22 protein-coding genes are annotated in these 20,966 nt (G+C 65.6%); 13 read left to right on the top strand and 9 right to left on the bottom strand.

The window, feature by feature from the left end; all coding sequences use genetic code 11:
* Window positions 1–13: 13 nt before the first annotated feature.
* From lptB to ptsN, 5 genes are all read left to right on the top strand, one after another.
* Window positions 14–775, top strand: coding sequence for an LPS export ABC transporter ATP-binding protein (gene lptB / locus ACW17U_RS17915; RefSeq protein WP_166504369.1), 762 nt, complete (start codon window positions 14–16; stop codon window positions 773–775).
* 184 nt (window positions 776–959) lie between these two features.
* Complete coding sequence (gene rpoN, locus ACW17U_RS17920; RefSeq protein WP_492054228.1) at window positions 960–2,453, top strand: RNA polymerase factor sigma-54; 1,494 nt, start codon at window positions 960–962, stop codon at window positions 2,451–2,453.
* A gap of 76 nt (window positions 2,454–2,529) precedes the next feature.
* Window positions 2,530–3,141 carry an exopolysaccharide biosynthesis protein gene (locus ACW17U_RS17925; protein ID WP_492054229.1) on the top strand — a complete coding sequence of 204 codons (612 nt, stop codon included), beginning with the start codon at window positions 2,530–2,532 and terminating at the stop codon, window positions 3,139–3,141.
* Between the two features lie 49 nt (window positions 3,142–3,190).
* A complete protein-coding gene (hpf, locus tag ACW17U_RS17930; protein ID WP_062150565.1) occupies window positions 3,191–3,823 on the top strand; it encodes a ribosome hibernation-promoting factor, HPF/YfiA family in 633 nt (210 codons plus the stop codon).
* A gap of 85 nt (window positions 3,824–3,908) precedes the next feature.
* Window positions 3,909–4,373 (top strand): PTS IIA-like nitrogen regulatory protein PtsN, encoded by a 465-nt coding sequence (gene ptsN, locus ACW17U_RS17935; RefSeq protein ID WP_062150562.1) that lies wholly within the window; start codon window positions 3,909–3,911, stop codon window positions 4,371–4,373.
* A gap of 23 nt (window positions 4,374–4,396) precedes the next feature.
* On the opposite strand, the gene ACW17U_RS17940 is transcribed toward ptsN, so the two are convergent.
* The 3 genes from ACW17U_RS17940 to ACW17U_RS17950 all read right to left on the bottom strand — a co-directional run bounded on the left by ACW17U_RS17940 (window position 4,397) and on the right by ACW17U_RS17950 (window position 6,975).
* Window positions 4,397–4,666: a DUF1150 family protein gene (locus ACW17U_RS17940; protein ID WP_492054230.1), complete on the bottom strand. Its 270-nt coding sequence runs from the start codon at window positions 4,664–4,666 to the stop codon at window positions 4,397–4,399.
* Between the two features lie 99 nt (window positions 4,667–4,765).
* Complete coding sequence (locus ACW17U_RS17945) at window positions 4,766–5,191, bottom strand: Hsp20 family protein (protein WP_062150557.1); 426 nt, start codon at window positions 5,189–5,191, stop codon at window positions 4,766–4,768.
* Window positions 5,192–5,307: 116 nt separating this feature from the next.
* On the bottom strand, window positions 5,308–6,975 hold the full coding sequence (locus tag ACW17U_RS17950; RefSeq protein WP_492054231.1) for a glycosyltransferase family 4 protein: 1,668 nt from the start codon (window positions 6,973–6,975) through the stop codon (window positions 5,308–5,310).
* 202 nt (window positions 6,976–7,177) lie between these two features.
* On the opposite strand from ACW17U_RS17950, the gene ACW17U_RS17955 reads away from it, so the two are divergent.
* Window positions 7,178–8,386: a glycosyltransferase gene (locus ACW17U_RS17955; protein ID WP_207205007.1), complete on the top strand. Its 1,209-nt coding sequence runs from the start codon at window positions 7,178–7,180 to the stop codon at window positions 8,384–8,386.
* Between the two features lie 84 nt (window positions 8,387–8,470).
* Here ACW17U_RS17955 and ACW17U_RS17960 read toward each other — a convergent pair whose 3' ends face one another.
* The 3 genes from ACW17U_RS17960 to ACW17U_RS17970 form a co-directional block, all read right to left on the bottom strand.
* A complete protein-coding gene (locus ACW17U_RS17960) occupies window positions 8,471–9,232 on the bottom strand; it encodes a CatB-related O-acetyltransferase (protein ID WP_492054232.1) in 762 nt (253 codons plus the stop codon).
* A gap of 42 nt (window positions 9,233–9,274) precedes the next feature.
* A complete protein-coding gene (locus ACW17U_RS17965; RefSeq protein ID WP_492054233.1) occupies window positions 9,275–10,075 on the bottom strand; it encodes a class I SAM-dependent methyltransferase in 801 nt (266 codons plus the stop codon).
* A 79-nt stretch (window positions 10,076–10,154) separates the two neighbouring features.
* Window positions 10,155–11,012: an acyltransferase gene (locus ACW17U_RS17970; RefSeq protein WP_492054234.1), complete on the bottom strand. Its 858-nt coding sequence runs from the start codon at window positions 11,010–11,012 to the stop codon at window positions 10,155–10,157.
* Between the two features lie 201 nt (window positions 11,013–11,213).
* Between ACW17U_RS17970 and ACW17U_RS17975 the strand changes: the two genes are divergently transcribed.
* Genes ACW17U_RS17975 through ACW17U_RS17985 form a run of 3 tightly spaced genes read left to right on the top strand, consistent with a single transcriptional unit; the run spans window position 11,214 to window position 15,423 of the window.
* The gene (locus tag ACW17U_RS17975) at window positions 11,214–12,791 is read left to right on the top strand and encodes a glycosyltransferase family protein (protein WP_492054235.1); all 1,578 of its coding nucleotides are present in this window, start codon (window positions 11,214–11,216) and stop codon (window positions 12,789–12,791) included.
* Entirely contained in the window at window positions 12,788–13,846 is a 1,059-nt protein-coding gene (locus tag ACW17U_RS17980; protein WP_492054236.1) for a hypothetical protein, read from the top strand. Before ACW17U_RS17975 ends, ACW17U_RS17980 begins: the two co-directional genes overlap by 4 nt.
* Window positions 13,847–13,854: 8 nt before the next feature.
* Window positions 13,855–15,423 carry a sulfotransferase family protein gene (locus ACW17U_RS17985; RefSeq protein ID WP_492054237.1) on the top strand — a complete coding sequence of 523 codons (1,569 nt, stop codon included), beginning with the start codon at window positions 13,855–13,857 and terminating at the stop codon, window positions 15,421–15,423.
* Here ACW17U_RS17985 and ACW17U_RS17990 read toward each other — a convergent pair.
* Together ACW17U_RS17990 and ACW17U_RS17995 are read right to left on the bottom strand one after the other, a co-directional pair.
* A complete protein-coding gene (locus tag ACW17U_RS17990; RefSeq protein ID WP_492054238.1) occupies window positions 15,410–16,159 on the bottom strand; it encodes a PIG-L deacetylase family protein in 750 nt (249 codons plus the stop codon). The two genes, ACW17U_RS17985 and ACW17U_RS17990, sit on opposite strands and share 14 nt — an antisense overlap.
* A 2-nt stretch (window positions 16,160–16,161) precedes the next feature.
* Entirely contained in the window at window positions 16,162–17,016 is an 855-nt protein-coding gene (locus ACW17U_RS17995; RefSeq protein ID WP_492054239.1) for a GNAT family N-acetyltransferase, read from the bottom strand.
* Window positions 17,017–17,125: 109 nt separating this feature from the next.
* On the opposite strand from ACW17U_RS17995, the gene ACW17U_RS18000 reads away from it, so the two are divergent.
* From ACW17U_RS18000 to ACW17U_RS18015, 4 genes are read left to right on the top strand one after another with little or no spacing between them, the layout of a single operon-like run.
* Window positions 17,126–18,520: a DUF2142 domain-containing protein gene (locus tag ACW17U_RS18000; RefSeq protein ID WP_492054240.1), complete on the top strand. Its 1,395-nt coding sequence runs from the start codon at window positions 17,126–17,128 to the stop codon at window positions 18,518–18,520.
* The gene (locus ACW17U_RS18005) at window positions 18,517–19,200 is read left to right on the top strand and encodes a hypothetical protein (RefSeq protein WP_492054241.1); all 684 of its coding nucleotides are present in this window, start codon (window positions 18,517–18,519) and stop codon (window positions 19,198–19,200) included. Before ACW17U_RS18000 ends, ACW17U_RS18005 begins: the two co-directional genes overlap by 4 nt.
* Entirely contained in the window at window positions 19,200–20,219 is a 1,020-nt protein-coding gene (locus tag ACW17U_RS18010; protein ID WP_492054242.1) for a glycosyltransferase family 2 protein, read from the top strand. The genes ACW17U_RS18005 and ACW17U_RS18010 overlap by 1 nt, the downstream gene beginning before the upstream one ends.
* A 3-nt stretch (window positions 20,220–20,222) precedes the next feature.
* Window positions 20,223–20,585 (top strand): DMT family transporter, encoded by a 363-nt coding sequence (locus ACW17U_RS18015; RefSeq protein ID WP_062150518.1) that lies wholly within the window; start codon window positions 20,223–20,225, stop codon window positions 20,583–20,585.
* Between the two features lie 42 nt (window positions 20,586–20,627).
* On the opposite strand, the gene ACW17U_RS18020 is transcribed toward ACW17U_RS18015, so the two are convergent.
* A complete protein-coding gene (locus tag ACW17U_RS18020) occupies window positions 20,628–20,870 on the bottom strand; it encodes a DUF6471 domain-containing protein (RefSeq protein WP_062150515.1) in 243 nt (80 codons plus the stop codon).
* Window positions 20,871–20,966: the final 96 nt, after the last annotated feature.

A 20,966-nucleotide genomic window follows, 5' to 3' on the forward strand; every position in this document is an offset into this window, starting at 1 on the left:
CGATCGCATGAAGATGACGCCCCTTGGCGATGCCGATCGCCCCGAAGCTGACGGCCTGTTCGTCGACGCCATCGGCAAGTCGTTTGGCGACCGCCCGGTGGTCAAGAGCGTCTCTCTGCGCCTCAAGCGCGGCGAGGTCGCCGGCCTGCTAGGGCCGAATGGCGCGGGCAAGACCACCTGTTTCTACATGATCACAGGCCTGATCGCCGCCGACTACGGCTCGATCTATCTGGACGGCGAAGACATCACCGCCCAGCCCATGTTCCAGCGCGCCCGCCTCGGCGTCGGCTATCTGCCGCAGGAAGCCTCGATCTTCCGGGGCATGACGGTCGAGCAGAATGTCATGGCTGTGGTCGAGATGCGCGAGAAGGACCCGCGCGCCGCCGCCGAGACGGTGACCAACATCCTCGAGGAACTGCGGATCACCCATATCCGCAAGTCACCGGCCGTGGCCCTGTCGGGCGGCGAGCGGCGGCGGGTGGAAATCGCCCGCGCCCTGGCCAGCGAACCGTCCTTCATGCTGCTGGACGAACCCTTTGCCGGCATCGACCCCCTGGCCATTGCCGACATCCGCGAGGTTATTGGCTATCTGAAGGCCCGCGGCATCGGCATCCTGATCACCGACCACAATGTCCGCGAGACCCTCGACATCATCGACCGGGCCTCGATCATTCATGCGGGCGAGGTGCTTTTCGAGGGCTCGCCGAAGGAAATTGTCGACGATCCGGAAGTGCGCCGGGTTTATCTCGGCGATCATTTCGCCGAGCGCGTCTAAGCATTTCTGCTATAAATTCAAATACTTGACTCCCGACGTCGCCCCGCTGCAGGGGTCGGGTGCTGCGGGCGTGCGACGTCGCAAGGTCGCACCGGCCCGATAATTGCAGGCGTTGGCGAGGCGTTAACCTCCTTGGCCTTTCAATGGCGATCGAAACTTTGTTCGATTTGCCCAGGAGGGCGCATTGGCGCTCAGCCACAGACTTGAGCTCAGGCAAGGCCAGGGCCTCGTCATCACCCCGCAGCTGCAGCAGGCGATCAAGCTGCTGCAGCTGTCGAACATCGAGCTCGACGCCTTCGTCGAGGCCGAGCTGGAGCGCAATCCGCTCCTGCAACGCGATGAGGGAGAGAGCGAAGTCGCGTCCGAGGCAGAGCGCGAGCCCCTGGCCAGCGATCTGGGCGTCGATGTCGTGGCCGAAGGCTCGGCCAATCATGAAATGGATGCCACCCCGGACGAGGTTTCGCCCGGCGAGCGCGCGACCGGCGATGGTGAACAGGCCGGTGAGGCCGGTGGCCAGATCGACTGGTCGCGGGCCGGAGGCGGTGGCTCCTTCGACCATGACGGCGACTATGAAGGGGCCCTGACTGCGGTTCCGACCCTGTCGGAGCACCTGCAGGGCCAGCTGAGCCAGTCCGGCCTGTCGGTCGGTGAACAGCTTGTGGCGACGATCCTGATCGATGGGGTCGATGAGGGCGGCTATCTGCGCCTCGACCTGGTCGAGACGGCCGATCGCCTGGGCTGCGACCTCTCCCTGGTCGAGCGGGTCCTGACCGTGGTCCAGGGCTTCGAGCCGACCGGCGTCTGCGCCCGCGACCTGCGCGAATGCCTGGCCCTGCAGCTCAAGGACCAGAACCGCTACGACCCGGCCATGGCTGCTCTGCTCGACAATCTCGAGCTGCTGGCCCGGCGGGACATGGCCGGTCTGCGCAAGGCCTGCAGTGTCGATGAGGAAGACCTGCGGGAGATGATCGGCGAGATCCGCGCCCTGAACCCCCGACCCGGCGCGGCCTATGCCAGCGACACCGCCGAGACCCTGGTGCCCGACGTCCATGTCCGCGAGGGCCTGGGCGGCATGTGGCATGTGGAGCTCAATACCGACACCCTGCCCCGCGTTCTGGTTGATCAGCGCTATCACGCCCGGGTCGCCAAGGGCGCGCGGACGGACCAGGAAAAGACCTTCGTGTCCGACTGCATGGCCACGGCCAACTGGCTGGTCAAAAGTCTCGATCAGCGGGCCAAGACCATCCTCAAGGTCTCCAGCGAGATCGTCCGCCAGCAGGACGGCTTCCTGGCCTTCGGTGTCGAGCACCTGCGGCCGCTGAACCTGAAGACCGTCGCTGACGCCATCGGCATGCACGAGAGCACGGTGAGCCGGGTCACTTCCAACAAGTACATCGCTACGCCGCGCGGCGTGTTCGAACTGAAATTCTTCTTCACCTCGGCCATCCAGTCGTCAGAGGGCGGCGAGGCCCATTCGGCCGCCAGTGTGCGGCACAAGATCAAGGGCCTGGTCGAGGCCGAGAAGGCCGAAAAGGATGTCCACTCCGACGATGCCATCGTCGAGATCCTCAAGGCCGCCGGAGTCGACATCGCCCGGCGCACCGTCGCCAAGTACCGCGAAGCCATGCGGATCCCTTCGTCCGTGGAGCGCCGGCGCCTGATCAAGGAAACCGCCTGAGCAGAACGGCAGGTCCGGCGATCTTCATCACCCGTTGTCGGGTCGTGCGTTATAGGCTCCAGCAGCAGGAGCAAGCATGTCGACCGATAGCCTAGCGGATGTGATCGAAGGGTTTGGCGAGGATACCCGTCCGATCCTGACCGTCGGTCAGATGCTGGAGGCCTTCGACAGCCGCGCTTTCGGTGCCATGCTGCTGGTGTTCGGGGCCCTGAACTGCCTGCCCCTGCCGCCGGGCTCCTCAACCGTGCTCAGCCTGCCGATCCTGCTGCTGGCCCCGCAAGTCGCCCTGGGGGCCGATGCGCCCTGGCTGCCCCGGGGCATGCTCGACCGTCCCCTCAAGCGCGATGGCCTGCGCGGCCTGTTCCGCAGACTGACACCCGTGGTCAAGCGCATGGAGATGATCACCCGTCCGCGCCTGGACTGGCTGTTCACCCCACTGGGCGAACGGATGATCGGCGTGGTCTGCACCCTGCTGGCCCTGGTCCTGATTCTGCCCATCCCCCTGGGCAATCTGGCTCCCGGCGCGACGGTGGCGATCCTGTCCCTGGCCCTGTTGCAGAGGGACGGGTTGCTGGCCCTTCTGGGCTATCTGATGGCCCTGGTCAGCCTGGGCCTGCTGTTCGTCAGCGCCGGTGTGGTGGTGGCTGCAGTCCAGCGGATCATCGGTCTGGTTTCGAGCTTTTTCTGATCTCCATACGGCGCTTGACACCGCCTCCGGAGAGGCGCGTTGTTAGGGCATGCAAGTCCAAGTCTCCGGCAAGCATGTCGACGTTGGTGAGGCTCTGCGAGCGCGAGTCTCCGACGAAATCACCCTGAGCATCGGCAAGTATTTTGACCGCGGCGGCCATGCCGACGTGGTCATCAGCAAGGAGGGCCATGCCTTCCGGGCCGACTGTTCGGTAAAGCTGGCTTCGGGCCAGCAACTGATCAGCCATGGAGCGGGCGGTGACGCCCATGCGGCGTTCGACGCCGCCCTGGCCAAGATCGAGACCCGGATCAGGCGTTACAAACGACGATTAAAAAGCCACTCGATCGCGGCCACCGCAAAGCAGGCTGAAAATGCCGCGATGTATGTGCTGCGCGCACCGGATGTGGATGATCACGAGGACGACGACTGGGGCGGCGATGAGGCCCACCCGGCCGGTGCCCCTTCGGCCATGATCATCGCTGAAACCCAGTCCTCTTTGAAGATAATGACTGTTTCCATGGCTGTCATGGAACTGGACTTGACCGAGTCCCAGGCAATCGTGTTTAGGAACGCCGCCCATGACGGATTGTCCGTGGTGTATCGGCGACCAGACGGAAATATCGGCTGGATCGATCCCGAACGCACCAAGTCGCTGAACGGGAACGGGTCAACCGCGAGCTAACGGGATCCTGTCAGGATCCTGGTCGTTCTGGAGGGCCCTCGACGATGGCGTTGCGGTGACCGACAGCAAGTGAGCGTTTAAGTCCATGACTATCGGCGATCTCTTGGAACCCGGGGCGGTGGCGCTGCGCGTCAGTGCTCCGGGCAAGCGTCAGGTGCTCGGCGTGATCGCCGATGTTGCGGCGCGGGTGCTTGGGGTCGATGCGGAGCCGGTGCTCGAAGGCCTGCTGGAGCGCGAAGCGGCCGGCTCGACCGGCGTCGGACAGGGCGTGGCCATTCCCCATGCCCGCATTGATGGCCTCGACCGCGTGCGCGCGGTCTTTGTCCGTCTCGAGACCCCGGTGGCGTTCGATTCCGTCGATGACAAGCCTGTCGACCTTCTTGTGGCCCTATTTGCGCCGCGGGATGCCAATGCCCAGCACCTGCGGGCCCTGGCCCGGGTCTCGCGCATGATGCGGCAGCCTGAACTCCGCGAGCAACTTCGCCAGGCTCGCTCGGCGGATGCCGTGCATATCCTGCTGGCCCAGGAAGCCGCCAGCTCAGCGGCCTGAAGCCCGCCGAGCCTCTCAGCAGATCAGTGGACTGAAACCGGGGCCAGTTCGTGGGCCAGGGCGGCGGCGATCGCCGTGTCGCGATCGACCAGGACTGCCAGTCGCGCGCCGTCGGCGCGGCAGACGGCATAGAGAACCTGGTTGGGGCTCAGATCGAAGTCATGGCCCGTACCGGCGGGCGCGTCGGCCAGAATCTCCGCCGCCGTGATGGGGCGCACATAGACCATGTCGGGCCCGCCAAGCGCGGCGAAGGCTTCGGTTGTCAAGGCTGGGTCGTGGGTAACAGGCGTCATGGCTGACCACCTCCTGGGATAGGGAACGGCTCGGCGTCGGCCCGGCTTGGCCGACCCTGGGGCCGATCTACAAAACAGACATTAAAAAGCCGGCGAGATTCAGGCGATTGAGCGGATGGGAATGCGTTTGACCTGTCGCTCCGGACGCGGCCGGGCCAGGTCGATGTGCAGCAGCCCATGTTCGAGGGTCGCCGCCATGACCTCGATGCCTTCGGCCAGCACAAAGGTCCGGACAAAGCCGCGCGCCGCTATGCCGCGGTGCAGGAAGGCCCGATCACTTTCGGGTCGGGCCTCGGACTCGCGCTTGCCGGCCACGACCAACTGGCCGCCCTCGACCGTCACATGCAGCTGATCCGGCGAAAATCCGGCCACCGCCAGGGTGATGCGGACGCGGCCTTCCTCGTCCTGCTCAACATTATAGGGCGGATAGCTCTCTGACGCGGCCTTGGCGGCGCGTTCAATCAGGTCTCGGGTATGTTCGAAACCCAGCAGGAAGGGGCTGTCGAACAGAATAGTCCGGTTCATGGCGAAGTCCTTCGCTTAAGCGACTTCGTCCGCCGGTTCGTCCTGGGATCAGCAACGGCCCGACGGCGCAGGCCAGAGGTGGAGGCTGTGCACCGGGGTTTCAAGGCCGGGCGCGATCAGAGCCATTCCAGGAAGCCGCATTTGGCCATCCAGAGCAGGCTCAGCTGGACCGCTCGCCGGCGCGGCATCGGGAACAGGAGCAGGAGGTCTTCGGTGGTGGCGGCCCGACCGTCGGCCAGGTGGGCGAAGACCTGCTGGCATTCCTCATGGCTGCCCCGCCAGTTGGCTGCGAACATGTCCAGCTCGATGGTCTGGGCGCGTTTGAGATCGTCCACATCGACGCCGGGACGCAAGGTCAGGCTACTCTTGAGCGACAGGACCTGGGTCGCGAACCCCGCGAAATTGCGGAAGGGATCACCCTTGACCGGATTAAGGGTCGAACGCGGGCGCGGGTCTGCGGAGGCGGCCCGCACCGCCGCCAGCTCCCGGGCCAGATCGGCGTATTGTCGGGCCACGACCGGCCAGTCGAACGCATCGCGCACTCGCCGCTGGCCGGCCTCGCCCATCCGGCGACGCAGGTCGGGCGAGCGGATGAGGTCGGACAGCGCCTGGCCGGCCCGTCCGACATGGACGGCGGTGTGCTGGGCAATGACCCCGACATACTGCTGATAGGATTTGAGCCCGAAATCGTGGCCGGCGACCATCTCGTCGGACAGCGCGTTTTCAGGCCCGCCGAGGGTGGGAATCAGAAACCCTTCCTGGCCGTCGCGTACGGTGTAGCGATAGCCGTCCCAGTCGCTGATCACGACGGGCAGACCGGCAGCCATCGCCTCCAGCGGCGTGATGCCGAAGGTCTCCTGAATATTGTCGACCAGCGACAGAAAGATGTCCGAGGCCGCCCAGAGGTCCCCAAGGCGCTGGCGGTCATTGCCGTCAACGACGTGGAAGTCGACCGATGGGGCGTGGGCCGCAGCCGCCTGGCGATACATGCGCTCGCCATCGGCGCCGTTCGGAAACCATCCCGCCATGGCGAAATGAACGCGCTTCCCGGTCGCCCTGGCAGCCTCCTCGACCGCCCGCATCATCGGCTGCGGGAAGGCCTTTTCGAAGAAGGACAGTCGACCCACCCACAGAACCAGGATGTCTTCTGCGCCGATCTCCAGCTCCGCCCGTGTCGCCGAGCGGACATCGGCGCGCGCTGCGGCCGCGCCGAGCGCCGGGCCGTCGACGCCGAGCGGGATCAGCGGCAGCTGGGGGCGCATGAGGCGCTTGCCGGTGCCGAAACGTTCCCCCAGGAACTCGCACCAGTCGTCGAACATGGTCTCCATGGCCTGCTGCACCGAGGGTGACGTGCAGATCAGGGCGTCCCAGGGCTGGGTCGGCGCTACCGACGCCATCGCGATGTCCTGGCGCATCATGGGCGGGGCGATGGTGTGGATCAGGCCGATCAGGCTGAAGGCGCGGTCGCCGACGCTGCGCCGCCTCTGCCAGGCCAGTTCCTCCAGGCGCGGGCCCCCGCGCAGAAGCGTTCCGGCCGCCGCCGCAACGCCCTGGTTGAGGATGCTCGCGGTGGTGATGCGGGTGGCGCAGGCCTGGTCGCCAACCAGGCTCTTCAGGAGATCCCCCGCCTGGACCGGTGCGTGGGTCAGGAAGTCGACCTGGTCATGGCCGCCATGCTGAACCATGGCCCGGAACAGTTCGAGATTGGCGACATCCTTGCCGAAGACGTTTTCGCCAAGGCCGATCCGGCCGGCCGGGTGATAGATCGCCAGACGAGACGTCAAGGAAGTGGCCTTTCGCACAGGGACGGCGCGCCGCATGCGCCGACAACGCCCAAGGGCGGTTTAGGAGGTTTGCAGGCCGCTCGTCCAGCTTGGGCCGCAGGCCCGCCCGCGAACCTACGCCATTGACGCCCTGCGCGACCGTGACCAAGAACGGGGGCGGCAGATCAATGAGGGCGATGTGGCGGCCAGCCGAATACTTTTCGTGCACCAGAATTTCCCGGGCCAGTTTCCGCATATTGCTGACGCCGTCCTGAAGCGCGGCCACAAGGTGGCGGCGATCGGCGGGTCTGGCATCAAGGGCCGGCCGGGCGTCGATGTCCGGCGCTGGACCCTGTCCCGCGGCTCAACACCGGGACTCTTCGATGCCGCCACCCGCGCCGAGGCCGACTTGATGCGCGGTCATGCGGCCGCCGAGGCGGCCCTGAAGCTGAAGGCTGATGGCTTCACTCCAGACCTGATCATCGGGCATCCGGGCTGGGGCGAGACCCTGCAGCTTCGCGAGGTGTTTCCCCAGGCGCGCCAGATGCTGTTTGGCGAGTTCTTCTATCGCTCGCAGGGCGCGGACGTGAACTTCGATCCCGAGTTCGAACGCTCGACGCCGATCTCGGATTTCCGCATCCACGCCAAGAACATGGGGCTGGCCCTGGCCTATTGCGAGGCCGACATGATCGTCTGCCCGACGGCCTTCCAGGCTTCCCTCCTGCCACGCGGCCTGCAGGAGCGGGTCAGGATCGTCCACGAGGGCGTCGATCTGGATCGCGCGCGCCGCATACCGGATGCAAGGTTCAAGCTCCCCGATGGGCGAGTGCTGGATGGCACCAAGCCGGTCATCACCTTTATCAACCGGCATTTCGAGCGCTTGCGGGGCTTTCACACCTTCATGCGGGCCCTGCCGTCCGTGCTTGAGCGCAATTCCGAGGTCGAGGTCCTGCTGATCGGCAAGGACAGCCCCCAAGTCTATGGCGGTGCCTTGCCCGATGGCCAGACCTGGAAGGCCAAGATGCTGGCCGAGGTCGGCGACAGGCTGGACCTGAGCCGGGTGCATTTCACCGGGGCCGTGGAGCATGGCGAGATGGTCAAGGCGCTGTCGATCTCAGCGGCCCATGTCTATTTCACCTATCCCTTCGTGCTGTCCTGGTCACTCGTCGAGGCCATGGCCTGCGAATGTCTGATCGTGGGGTCGGATACCGCACCGCTGCACGACGCGATCACCCCCGGCGTCAACGGTCTGCTGCGGGACTTTTTCGACCCCGCAGGCCTTGCCGATACGCTGGTCGAGATCTGCCAGGACCCGGCGGCCTATGCCCCATTGCGAGCGGCGGCTCGGGTGACCGCTCTTGAGCGCTTCGACCGGGCCACGGTCGGGGTTCCCGCCTGGCTGGATCTCATTGACGAGGTCCTGGCGCGATAGGCACCGGACCATTTGGCTCAGGCCCCGGCAGGCGCGAAAGCCTGACCGGGCAGGTCGAGCACGGCAGAGATCCGGGCGCTCGCCTCAGTCGGCGGCACAGGCCTGGAGGATCGCCTCGCCGGTAAGGGGCGTCAGGTCCATGGGGCTCACGTCGCCCCGTGCCTCGCGTTCGCGCAGGCGGTCCAGAAACCCGGCCGGGTCGCGAACATCGAGCGCCTGCAGGACATCGGGCCCGTAGCGCCACCACTCGCTCGCCAGCAGGTCCTCGATCAGACTCTCTTCAAAGCGGTAGCGAATGACCCGGGCGGGTGATCCGGCGACAATGGCATAGGGCGGCACATCCCTGGTCACCACAGCCTGGGCACCGATCACGGCACCGTGGCCGATCGTGATGTTGCGCTGGAGGCTGGCCTCATTCCCGATCCAGACGTCGTGTCCGATCATCACGGCGGCCGGGCGCTGGGCGAAGGCAAAGGGTTCAAGGGGGGCGGCCCCGACATCGGCCAGATAGGCCCCAAGCCCCGGAAGCGGCCCCGGGTTGTGGGAGAAGGGGTGCATGGCGGCCCACTGGTGCGGATGGGCTGATCCCATCAGCTTGACGCCCCAGGCGATCGATCCGTAGCGACCAATCCGCGTGTGGATGTCGAAGGCCGAATGCGAATAGGTGAAGGCTCCGAAACGCGCCGGCACGAGGAACCCTCCCAGCAGATGGGTATAGGGCTCGATGATCGCATCCCGGCCCACGACCAGTGTGGCCCCGAGCGGCCAGAGCCGGTCCGCGGTCGGGCTGAAAATGCGGTGGGTTCGCGCCAGCTCCCGGAGCGCTTCGGTGACAACAACTCTCATGGGCGGATTTCCGAGGACGGCAGGCGGGCTGGAGGTGATGATCTAGGCCCTTGGCCTCATCACCAGCCAGGGCGTCATGGTCGCCCTGAATTCCCAGACAGCGATCAACTGGTCAAGGTGGCCCAGCTTCTGCAGCCAGGGCGGCAAGGTCATGGTCTTGGGTCCCTGCCGGCGAATGGCGATCTCGTGGGTCGGGCCAAAGCGCTCGAGCATCCGCTCGACCACGCCCGGCATGAAAGCCGGATGGGTTTCCATGATGATATTGACCGTCTTCAGTCCCGGATAGAGATCGGGAAGCATGATTTCGTCCTCGAACCCTTCGGCGTCGATGAAAACAAGGGTGTTCTTGCCGACAAAGTTTTCGAACATCTCGCCGACGAACTCACCGCCGATGACCACCTGACCCTCGACCCCGTTTCGCCTGGCCAGATCGGCGCAGCCCCGGCGGGCCTTTTCGTCGATGTCAAAGGCGTGGACGGTCGCTCCGGGCATCAGGCGGGCGAGGCCCACGGCGTAGTAGCCTTCGGCGCAACCGATATCGACGACGGTGTCGACACCGGACTGCGCAAAGGCCAGCAGGTCGTCATGCAGCTCTGACTCGTAGCAACCGATCAGGCGGGGAACCAGGCAGCCCTCGGTGGCGTAGGGCACATATTCCATGCCCTCGAACGGCCCGGAAAAAATCTTCAAACCGTGGTGCTGAATGTAGGTGCGGGCGATCAAGGTCGCTCGCCACTGCGCCATCATGCGCAGGATCTTGCCCAGGGAATCGACCGAGTTGAGGTTGGGATCGTCGAGGACCTGCTGGCGCAGAGCCTCCGCCGTCGTGCTTGTCTTAGCCATTTCGTGTCATTCAACCCAGCCAGCCACGGGCTTCGTCACTGGCACGTTGCCGGCAGGGGGTCAAACCGCCGCCGCCGCCCTAACCGGTCCGGCCCTGGCGACGGCCCAGGGGCCACCAACCCTTGCGGGCTGGAGGATCGTCAATCACCGGTTCGGGCGGACCCTCGGAAAGCTCCCGGCGCCAGACGACATTTCGGCGCACGAGGCGCGCCGGGATGCCGGCCATGACGGCGTGGGCCGGGGCCTGCCCGGACAGAATGGCACCGGCAGCGACCACCGCTCCGTCGCCAATCGTCGCGCCCTTCATGATCATGCTGCGCAAGCCCAGCCAGACATGGTCGCCAATACGGATCGAGGCTGCGGCATTGATCCGCTCGCCTGTGGCCCGATCATAGATCGGGTGGATATCGCTCAGGGACACATAGACCTGGGACGAGACCATGCAGTCCCTTCCGAACGTGATCTCGCCCTGTTCGTGCAGCTGGATCGAGGCCTGGACCATGGTCGTGCCGGGACCCACGGTGAGTACCGAGCCCTCCGGACTCAGCAGGTTCACGAACCCATTGAGGATGCAACCATGGCCCAGGCGGAAGTGATTGTTGTCGCCAACCAGGGTTAAGTTCGCGCCCAGCCGGCAATCTGGCGCGATCTCGACGATGTTGCCGCGTCCCTGGATGATCAGGTTTGCCGCCGCCGCCTGCTTGGGATCGGCAAGGGCGGTGCCGGCGCCGATCGTGGCAAAGCCTGCAACCCGACTGGCTTCGCCGATGATCAGGCGGTTGTCGTCGCCGGTAATGGCGATCAGGGACTCCACCTCCGCGCCTTCACCGATCACGATCTGATTGCCCAGGCCCGTCACCTGCGGCGGATGGCGCGGTTTGGCCCTAAGGTCGATCTGGTTGGCGCTTTCGATCGGCCCTGCCACTGTGCCCGACATGTCTTGTCCCTGCGGTGCTGAGGCCATTCGAATAGGACCAGACGGGATTGCGGGCAATGGCACGGCGATTCAGCCTGCAATGCCCGCGTCCTATGAAAGCTATTGACCTCGACTGGCCGAAACACCGAAAGAAGCTGGCATGTTCGACAAGCGCCCGGGGCGGCGCGCTTCGAGTTTGGCGGAGCCTCGGGAAGGAATACGATGACGGGGCAAGGCGAGACTGCAGCGGCCAATCCGGTTCGGGACGCTTTCGATGCGACCTTCTATCTGAAACGGTACCCTGATGTGGCTGAGGCAGGGATCGATCCCTTCCAGCACTTCATGGAGCAGGGATGGAGCGAGGGCCGCAGTCCGGCACCGTGGTTCATCATGGATGTCTATCTGTCCGTGAATCCCGACATCAAGTCGGCCGGCGTCAATCCCTTCGAGCACTATGTGATCACAGGCCGTCTGGAAGGCCGTCCGCTGAAGGACGATTACGGCTTTCGCTATGACATCCTCAAGAACAGTCCGACGCTCGAGGATCGAGTGCGCTGGGCCCGTAGTGCCGCTCGCAAGGTCGAGGCCGCGCCGGTCGCCGACCTTGAGGCCAAACTGACGGCGGCGGGCTCGCTGGCCGGCCTGCACATCACGGTCAGCCATGATGATTACACGGCCAGCCTGGGGGGCGTTCAGCTGTGCCTGGCGCGTGAAGCTGAAGCCGTCGCCGAGACGGGCCGGCCACGGCTGCATCTCTATCCGGCGTCCCATTCGCCGGTGATCGATGTCGAAAGCGACCAGCCGCTGGTCGGTGTGCTGCTCAATGGCGAGCGCGTCGGCCTGTATGCAGCCGGGGCTGTTGCCCGCCTGCTGGCGGGCCGGGTCAGCCGGGCGACCTTCGCGGTCCACAGCTTCCTGGGCCATTCGATCCCGGCCATCACCGCCATTCTGAAGGCCGCCGGCCTGCGCAAGGGCTTCTTCTGGATCCACGACTTCGCCAGTGTCTGCAGCAACTATGCCCTGCTGCGGAATGACGTTGTGTTCTGTGGCGCGCCGCCGCCGGAAAGCCAGGCCTGCGGCATCTGTGTGTATGGCGAACGGCGACAGATCCATTTGGCAGAGCATGGCGACTTCTTCCGCGCCTTCGAGCTGACCGCAGTGGCACCGTCCGAGGCTGCCCTGGCGCTGTGGCGCAAGACCTATCCCAGGGCCGCCAAGGCCGTGCGGGTCCTGCCTCATGCCGTGCTGGAACCCCGCAGTGCCGCTCGCCCGGCCAAGGCGCGCGCGAAGAGTGCGCCGCTGCGCGTCGGCTTCCTGGGCATGCCTGCCGACCACAAGGGCTGGCCGGTCTTTGCCCGTCTTGTCGAAGCCTTCCGGAGCGACCCGCGGTATCATTTCCTGCATCTGGGCTTTTCACCGGATGAGGCCAGCGGCGCGACCTTCGAGAAGGTCGGCGGCCCCGGCGGCCGCAGCATGGCGGAAGCCGCCGAGGCCCTTGAGCTCGATGTGGCCGTGATCTGGTCGCTCTGTCCGGAGACCTTCTGTTTCACGGCCTATGAGGCGGTGGCGGCCGGGGCTGCGGTCCTGACCCTGCCGGATGCGGGCAATGTGCCGCACTTTGTCCGGGCGGGCGAGGCCGGCGAACGCGGGCGTGTTGTGGCCAACGAGGACGAACTCTTTGCCCTGTTCAGCGATGGCGAGGCCCTGGCCTTGGCAAGATCGAAGCGCAAGCCGCAACGATTCGACCTGGCCTTCAGCCGCATGACTGCCGACCTGATGGCGAAGGGCGTGGCCCGATGAAGGTCGTCTGCTATTCCAGCTTCACCTTCTCCTATCTCAATCGCGCGCGGGTACTGTTCAAGACCCTGCGAGCGCGCCATCCCGAATGGGAGCTTGTGGCCCTGGTCACGGATCGGCCGCCGGCGGCCCTGAACTGGGATCCGTCGCAGGAGGACTTCGACACCCTGGTCTATGCCGACGACCTGGGTATTCCGGACTTCAAGGCCTGGCTGTTCAAGCACGACGTGATCGAGGTGTGCACGGCGGTAAAGGGGCCCTTCATGCATCAGGCGCTGCAAAAGGGCGCCGATATCTGCATCTATCTCGATCCTGATACGGCCCTGCTCGACCGCCTGGACCCCTTGGTCGAGATGCTGGAGACCAGCGACATCATCCTGACGCCCCACCTGCTGCACCCGGAAGAGTCGCACGGGGCCATTCTGGACAACGAGGTTTCGGCCCTGAAGACGGGCATCTACAATCTCGGCTTCGTGGCCGTCCGTGGCCGGGGCGAGGGTCTTCGTTTCGCGAAGTGGTGGAACGATCGCCTGCTGAGCTTCTGTTACGACGACATTCCCAACGGCCTGTTCGTCGATCAACGCTGGTGTGACCACGTGCCGTCGTTCTTCGAGAACGTGAAGATCCTGCGCGATCCGGCCTATAACATCGCCAGCTGGAACATTGCCCACCGGCGGATCGCCATCAGTCGCGACGGCAAAATCACGGCCAATGGCTCGCCGATCCGCTTCTGGCACTTCACCAAGCTCGGTCCCGTCGGCGATCAGATGACCCGCCGCTACGCCAAGGACAATTACGAAGTCTACGAGATCTGGAACTGGTACAAGCGCCTGATCGCGGAAGCCACGGATCCGCGCATTCCAGCCGGATACTGGGCATTCGGCCGCTATGAAGACGGACGTGAGATCGCCAAATCCCATCGTGAACTCTATCGCGCCCGCGGCGACCTGCGGGCGGCTTTCGCGGATCCGTTGGCCAGCGGGCCAGGCACCTACCAGGCCTGGCTGGTGGGCGAGGGCCTGATGGCTCCCGCCGCCCAAGACAAACCCCAGGGGTGAGAGGCTTCATGGCCAAACCAGCCAAGACCGCAACGACGACGACTCGCCATGCCCTCGTGGTGGCGGGGATGCACCGCAGTGGCACCTCCGCCATGGCCCGGCTGCTGTCACTGAGCGGCGCAACCCTGCCCGAGCGGGTAATGGCTCCCGCCGATGACAATCCTGCCGGCTTCTGGGAGCCTTGGGAGATGGTCGCGCTGAATGACCGGATCCTCGCCTCGCTTGAGTCCAGCTGGGATGACGTCTTTGCACTCGGGGCCGCCGCGCGTGCCGCAACCGTCAAGTCGACCTACCTGGGCGAGGCCCGGGCCCTGGTGCGGGCCAATTACGGCGCGGCTGACCTCCTGGTCATCAAGGATCCGCGTACTTCGGTTCTGGTCCCCTTCTGGCACGAGGTGCTGACCGACAAGGGCGTGAAACCGGTCTTTGTCATCATGGTCAGGAATCCGCTGGCCGTGGCCCAGTCGCTGGCCAAGCGCAACGGCTATTCGGTTCAGAAATCCGTGCTGCTCTGGACCAGCTACATGCTGGCGGTCGAGCGCGATACGCGGGGTCTCGACCGCGTGTTCATCAGCTATGACGCCATGCTCGAGGACTGGCGCTCGGCCCTGTCGAGCGTCGAGACCGCCCTGGGTCAGGCGCTACCAAGAGTTGCGGCGGACGCCGCTGCTGACATCGACGGGTTCCTGAATCATGCCCACCGGCACCATGAGGCCTCGGCCGGCGATCTTACCGCCCGGGCCGATATCTGGCCCGGTGCCCGCGTGGCGTTTGAGTGGTTCGAGGCCGCCGCCAAGGGCAAGCCCCCCCCGGAGGTCGCCCTGGACACCGTGGCGGGCGAGATCGTGGCGCTGGAATCGGCCCTGGGGGCCGTCTGTGCCGATCTGCGGCGCGAGCGTGTTGACCTCGAGGCTGAGGCCGTGGCTGCGGTTGGCCTTCGCGATGAGCTGGGCCGTGCCAGCGCTGCCCTGGCCCGGCTCCACGGCGAAGCCGATGCGGCACGTCAGGCCGCAGAGGTGGCCCAACTGACGGCCAGGGACCAGGTTTCGGCGGCCGAGACTTTGGCCAAGGCTGTCGAGGCGCAGCTACTGGCTGCCCTGAGGCGCGCTGAGTTGGCGGAGGAGCACGGGACCTTTTCCGAACAGCGCGCGATTGTGGCGGAAGAGCGTGCGGGCGCTGCGGAAGAGCGCGTGGCCCAGACTGAACAGCGTGCTGTCGCGGCAGAAGGCCGGGCTGAGGTCGCGGAGCGTCTGGCGCACCAGCGGAAGGCGGAAGCCACCGCTGCCGCCGAGGCCAGTGCCGCCGAGGCTGCCATTCTGCGGCAGCGTGTGGCTGCGGAGCAGGCCAGGGCGGCGATTGTCCAGAGATCCCGCGACCAGGCTGAACGAGAGCTTGTCGACCTCACCGAAAGGCTTGTCGCCCTGGAAGACCATGCCGGCCAGCTGGAGATTATCCGGGCGGCCCAGGCCACGGATATCCATGACCTGCGGCATGCGGTTTGGGCCATGCAGACCAGCACCAGCTGGCGGCTTACGGCCCCCCTGCGCCAGCTCATTGAGCGGGTCAGGCGCCGCTGAAGGCGTCCAATCCGGCACGCACGGCGGCGTAGGGCGTCTTGAACATTCGCTCATAGAGCAGGGTTCCGGTGTGCGGGCGCTCGTCCACCCGGTTCCGCGCCAGGGTTTGAAAGCCAAATCCGCCGCGAAGCGCGAACGTCAGGAACATGGATGGCCACAGGGCCAGCCATGTCTTGGCCTGGGACGGGAAGAAGCGCACCGCCGCCGCAAAGGCGATCCAGTCCCCGACGCTGAGCGTGACACGCTCGACCGGACCGTTTTCCGGGATCGGCGCGCAGGCGCGGAACAGGCCGCCCGGCAGCCCGCGACCATGATAAAGGCCGAACTGATCGATCGGGATCGCCGGATCCAGACTGTCCCGTAGCGCCACGGTCATGAAGGCACAGGCGTCGTGATCGGCGTGGCCACCTTCCCAGGCGGCCACGACAAAGCGTTCGATCGGGCCAAGGTCCGGCAGGGCCGCCTTCACGGCGGCATGGGCGGCCGGCAGGGCTTCGAACACGGCCCCGTCCAGGACCCCTGTCCCGGCTCCGACATGGCGAGCCTGATCGGGCGCCAGGCCCAGGCTGGCCAGCAGGGCGCGCGTCTCGCCCAGGCGGCGCGCCGCCAGCTCAGGGGAGGCATAGTCAGCGACATAGAGCAGCCAGGACCGCACCCCCGCGCGACGATCGCGTAGCAGAAGGGGCAGGGCGGCGTACTCATCGTCGAAGTGGGCCAGGACGTAGACGACGGACATGGTCAGTAGGGATCAAAGTCGAGAAAGCTGACGGCGGTCGTCGCGGGATCCAGCGCTTCGGGGAGCGTCTCGTCCAGCCGGCGCCAGATCATGTTCAGGGGTGAAGGGCGCAAGCGCTCGGGGATCGGGACGAAACCCTGAGACGGCAAGGAAAGCCGCGGCTCCAGTCCGATGAACAGTGGTGGGCACCACGGGCGCGGGCCATGGGATGCCCCCTCGGCTGCCCCCGGCAGAAAGGCCGCGCAGCGCAGACGGGGAATGCCGGTTTCGGCCCAGACGCCCAGAAGTTCGCCCTGCCGCGTCACGCGATAGGTCCCCGCAGGATTGGCGAGGCGCCAGTTCAGGCTCTCGGGGCTCCAGTCCACCTCAAACCCGAGCACTGTGTCGGCCAGCCGGCGCGGCGTAAGCAGCATCAGACCCGCCTGCAGGCTCTGAACCTTCTGGAAGCCCAGCTTGCGCAGGAAACCGGGCGTACTGTTGGCATTGGCGAAGCCGAACACGCCCTGGAAGCCCTGGTCCCGGGCCGCACTGTAGGTCGCGTCCGCCAGGGCGGTGAACAGGCCCTTGCCCTGAAACTCCGGGGCCGTCGCCGTGTTCAAGGACAGCAATAGTCTAACGGTCCGGCCCTCGACCCGTGCGCGCATCGGCACCGTCACATAGTGAGCCGCCAAGGTGTCGCCCGACCAGGCGTCGGCCCCCACGACCGGGCCCTCGGGATTGTCGCGATAGAGCCAGGTCAGGGCCGGAACGGAGAATTTCGGCAGGGGGCCGAACACTTGACCCAGCAATGCGCTGTAGGCGGCAAGTTGCTCGGGCGCGACGCCGGAGGGCTTGATCTCAATGCCGTCGTTCCTCATGGCGCGTACTGATCATGAAACGACGACTCTGCCAAGCTGACCGGCTTTTCGCCCTTTGCACGCTGCGGCGCACACCTTAAAAGCCGGTGCGACAAGGGGCGTCTTTACCATGGCAAGACTGGGCTTCACTCTGACCGCGTCGCAGGTCGTTCGCGGCGTCTTGATCGCCGGCCTGCTCTTGATGCTGGGCGCGAGCCTGCCGGGACATCTTTCCTACGATTCCCTGGCCCAGCTCGCTGAAGGTCGCACCGGCGAGCGTACCACCTGGGGCCCGGCGATGTTTGCGTGGCTGCTGGGCGTGTTCGATGCCGTGGTTCCGGGAACCGGGCTCTATGTCATTGCCAGTGCCGCCCTGTTGTTCTTCAGCCTGTCGGCCCTGCGCGCCACCCGCCCTCAGGTGTCCTGGTGGGCGGTTCCCATGACCGTCCTGCTGGTTCTTTCGCCCATGGTGCTGATCTATCAGGCCATTGTCTGGAAGGACGTGCTGTTCGCCAATCTGGCCATCGCCGGCTTTGTCTGTCTGGCGCGCGCCCCGGCCCTGTGGGACCGTCCGGGTCCGCGCTGGCTGGCGCTGGGTGGTGCCATGCTGGCCCTGGCCACTGCCGCGCTCGTGCGCCAGAACGGCCTTGTGGTTGTCCTGCTGGCGGCGGTGACCCTGGGTGCAATCCGTTGGCGCGAAGGCTGGCGCGACGCCGTTCGCTGGGGACTGGGCGGCCTCCTGGCCACCTTGGTGCTGATGCAGTTGCTGGGCGCGGTCGCTCAGCCCAAGAGCGACGGTCCGGGCAAGTCCGCCAATGTCGGGGTTCGAATTCTTCAGCACTATGACATTGTTGGGGCTGTCGCCCGCGACCCTGCCTATCCGCTGAGCCATATCCAGGCGGCCAACCCCGCCGCTGCGGCGGCCATTCGCAGTGGGGTTGCGGTCTATTCCCCGCAGCGGGTCGATTTCTTCGACAAGGATCCGGCCCTGGGCCAGGCGCTGTGGCAGACGCCCAAGGAGGCCGTTCAGGCGGAATGGCGGGAGCTGATCACCCGTCACCCCGGGGCCTATATGGCCCAGCGGGGCCAGGTGTTTCGCTGGCTGTTTCTGACCCCGGAGCTTGAAGCGTGTCTGCCGGAATTTGTGGGTGTCAGCGGTCCGGAGCCTTTGGTTACAGGTCTGAAGCTGACCAATGCCATTGATCCGGCCGACTGGTCCCTGCACAACTACGCCACCTATTTTTACAGCACGCCGGTGTTCTCGCACCTGGCCTATGCGCTGATCGCCCTGGGCGTTGCAGGCTTCCTACTCTGGCGGCGCAGCCCGGAGGACCTGGCGATCGCCGGCCTGTTGCTCGGGGCCCTGGCTTTCACCGCCAGCTTCTTTGTCATCTCGATCGCCTGCGACTACCGCTATCTCTATTTCCTCGATATCGCGGCCCTGACGGGGCTGTTCTATCTCGTCCTCGACCCCTCGCTGCGTCGCGCCGATGCCGAGGCTGACCTTCGGAGTGATGCCGCGTGACCCTGCGATCGACCCTTTTTCTGGCCGCGGCCGCGGCCTGTCTGGTTGTTTCCGCCTGTGACAAGCCCAAGGGCACACCTGCCGAGCCTGTCGCCGCAGCCCCCGTTGCCGAGGCCGCGCGCCCGGCCCCCGTTCGCCCGGCAGAACCCGTCAAATGGGATGAGGCGAGCGGCCGGTTCCAGGTTGACGGATCGGCCCTGGACGCGGCCCACCTCTGGCGCTTCGACGGCTCCACCGAAGGTTTCGTCTCGGCAGCCGCCCGGGTCGAGCCTGCCAAGGGCGGTGGTCTGCGGGTGGTCGAGCAGGCGATCGACGCCATTGTGCGATCGCCGCAGAATCTGGCGATCGACGGGAGCCGCTACAACGGCGTCCTGGTCCGGCTGACCCGCGAGAAGGAAGCGGCCAAGTGGGATGGCTCGCTGTTCTTCACGACCTCTGCTCACGGTGAGACTGCTGCGTTCTTTGGCAAGCCTCTGCGCGGCGCTGACCCTGTCGCGGGCGAGACCACCATCATGGTCTATGACATGTCCAAGCTCCGCAAGGGCGGCGGCGACTGGACGGCCTCGACGATCAATGGCCTGCGCCTTGATCTTGATGACGCCCCGGGCGGCCAGTTCGTCATCCATCAGATCGCTGTGGTTGCCCTGCCGGCGTCCGCGACCCTGCGACCGCCTCAGTAATGGCGGCCAAGTCCTCGATAGTGCGCCGGCCGGACCATGGGCCGTCACCGGTCAGGATCGCGGCGATCCTGCCCTGCTACCGTTCCGGGGCCCACGTTCTGGAGGTGATCGCGGCGATCGGGCCAGAGGTCGAGGCCATCATCTGCGTCGATGATGCCTGCCCCGACGGCGTGGGAGACCTGATCGAAGCCAAGGCCACAGATCCCCGGGTCGTGGTTCTGCGCCATGCCGTCAACCAGGGCGTCGGCGGGGCGGTCTGTACGGGCTATGCCCATGCCCTGGCCATGGGCGCCGACGTCTTTGTGAAGATCGACAGCGATGGCCAGATGGACCCGTCCGAGATCGCCGTCCTGGTCGACCCGATCGCGCGCGGCGATGCCGACTATGCCAAGGGCAACCGCTTCTACAATATCGAAGACCTGCAGGGCATGCCGGCCCTTCGCCTTTTCGGCAATGCCGGCCTGTCCTTCCTGACCAAGCTGTCGACCGGTTACTGGAGCGTGTTTGATCCGACCAACGGCTATACCGCCGTGCATGCGCGCATGATCGAGCGCGTCAGGCTGGACAAGGTCGCCAAGCGCTATTTCTTCGAGTCCGACCTGCTGTTTCGCCTCGGCACCCTGCGGGCCCGGGTGGCGGACGTGCCGATGGCCGCCATCTATGGCGACGAGGTCAGCCAGATGAATGTCGGCAAGATCGTCCTGCCCTTCCTGGTCTCGAACATCGCCAATTTCTTCAAGCGGCTGTTCTACACCTATCTGCTGCGCAACTTTTCCGTCGCGTCCCTGTACCTGCTGATCGGCGTGCCCCTGACCCTGTTCGGACTGGTGTTCGGGGCCGGTCGCTGGATCGAGGCAGTGTCCGATGCCCGCCCGGCGACGTCCGGCCAGGTGATGTTCGCGGCGCTGCCGATCCTGATCGGGGTCCAGATGGTGCTCAACTTCATCGCTTATGATGTTGAGAACGAACCTCGCACGACGGTGTGGCCCTTGCTGCGGCCCAAGAAGCGCGGGGCCTAGGCCATGACGCTGTCCCTGAAGGACTTCATCCTGTGTCTGGCCTTTTCGGTGACCCTGCCGATCGGTCAGATCCTGTTCAAGGTCGCTGCCAACCACAGCCGCTCGATCACGGGCGGGGTCATTGCCAAGGTCGTGCTCAATCCGCCCTTGATCGGGGCCTTTGCCTGGTACGGCCTGACCGCCCTGTTCTGGTTCTACATTCTGACGCGGATCCCGCTCAGCACGGCCTATCCGTTCTCAATCCTGGGATCGGCCCTGGTGCCCCTGCTGGCCTGGGCCCTGTTTCGCGAGCAGGTGACTCTGCAGGCGGTGGCGGGCTTCGCTGTCATGCTGCTGGGCTTCTTCATGATCGTCCGCGCCCGCTAGAGCCCTTTCCGACCCAGGACCGGACAGGCTGGGCCCCAGCTCTCAATGATCGGCCGGCCCCAGCCGCACACTGTCACAGCCCATGGCCATCAGGCATTCGAACAGGAAAGCGGCCGTGAACGAACCGCGGCTGATCTTGTTGCGCAGATTGGCCTCGCTCTCGGTGACACCCCGTTCCGCCAGAAGCCGCGCCAGGTCAGCATAGGTCAGGTTGCGCCGCTTGAGTTCGGCCTTGAGCACGCCCTTGACCTGATCGGTCGATTTGACTGTTCGGGTTGCAACCATTTGCGCAACATACATCATCATATGTGATACGAAAACCCTTGACATGATTGAACCTGCGGATCATGTCTCGCCCGCTCGTCAGGACCGCCGTCCGAC

Source organism: Caulobacter sp. AVps16, assembly GCF_058681455.1.

Coding starts and splice junctions, on each gene's coding strand:
- lptB (WP_166504369.1), top strand. CDS start 14: ATGACGCCCCTTGGCGATGCCGATCGCCCCGAAGCTGACGGCCTGTTC.
- ACW17U_RS17980 (WP_492054236.1), top strand. CDS start 12,788: ATGAAGGTCGTCTGCTATTCCAGCTTCACCTTCTCCTATCTCAATCGC.
- ACW17U_RS17995 (WP_492054239.1), bottom strand. CDS start 17,016: ATGAGGAACGACGGCATTGAGATCAAGCCCTCCGGCGTCGCGCCCGAG.
- ACW17U_RS17985 (WP_492054237.1), top strand. CDS start 13,855: ATGGCCAAACCAGCCAAGACCGCAACGACGACGACTCGCCATGCCCTC.
- ACW17U_RS17965 (WP_492054233.1), bottom strand. CDS start 10,075: ATGGCTAAGACAAGCACGACGGCGGAGGCTCTGCGCCAGCAGGTCCTC.
- hpf (WP_062150565.1), top strand. CDS start 3,191: ATGCAAGTCCAAGTCTCCGGCAAGCATGTCGACGTTGGTGAGGCTCTG.
- ACW17U_RS18000 (WP_492054240.1), top strand. CDS start 17,126: ATGGCAAGACTGGGCTTCACTCTGACCGCGTCGCAGGTCGTTCGCGGC.
- ptsN (WP_062150562.1), top strand. CDS start 3,909: ATGACTATCGGCGATCTCTTGGAACCCGGGGCGGTGGCGCTGCGCGTC.
- ACW17U_RS17970 (WP_492054234.1), bottom strand. CDS start 11,012: ATGTCGGGCACAGTGGCAGGGCCGATCGAAAGCGCCAACCAGATCGAC.
- ACW17U_RS17940 (WP_492054230.1), bottom strand. CDS start 4,666: ATGACGCCTGTTACCCACGACCCAGCCTTGACAACCGAAGCCTTCGCC.
- ACW17U_RS17945 (WP_062150557.1), bottom strand. CDS start 5,191: ATGAACCGGACTATTCTGTTCGACAGCCCCTTCCTGCTGGGTTTCGAA.
- ACW17U_RS17960 (WP_492054232.1), bottom strand. CDS start 9,232: ATGAGAGTTGTTGTCACCGAAGCGCTCCGGGAGCTGGCGCGAACCCAC.
- ACW17U_RS17990 (WP_492054238.1), bottom strand. CDS start 16,159: ATGTCCGTCGTCTACGTCCTGGCCCACTTCGACGATGAGTACGCCGCC.
- ACW17U_RS18010 (WP_492054242.1), top strand. CDS start 19,200: ATGGCGGCCAAGTCCTCGATAGTGCGCCGGCCGGACCATGGGCCGTCA.
- ACW17U_RS18020 (WP_062150515.1), bottom strand. CDS start 20,870: ATGGTTGCAACCCGAACAGTCAAATCGACCGATCAGGTCAAGGGCGTG.
- ACW17U_RS17925 (WP_492054229.1), top strand. CDS start 2,530: ATGTCGACCGATAGCCTAGCGGATGTGATCGAAGGGTTTGGCGAGGAT.
- ACW17U_RS18015 (WP_062150518.1), top strand. CDS start 20,223: ATGACGCTGTCCCTGAAGGACTTCATCCTGTGTCTGGCCTTTTCGGTG.
- ACW17U_RS17975 (WP_492054235.1), top strand. CDS start 11,214: ATGACGGGGCAAGGCGAGACTGCAGCGGCCAATCCGGTTCGGGACGCT.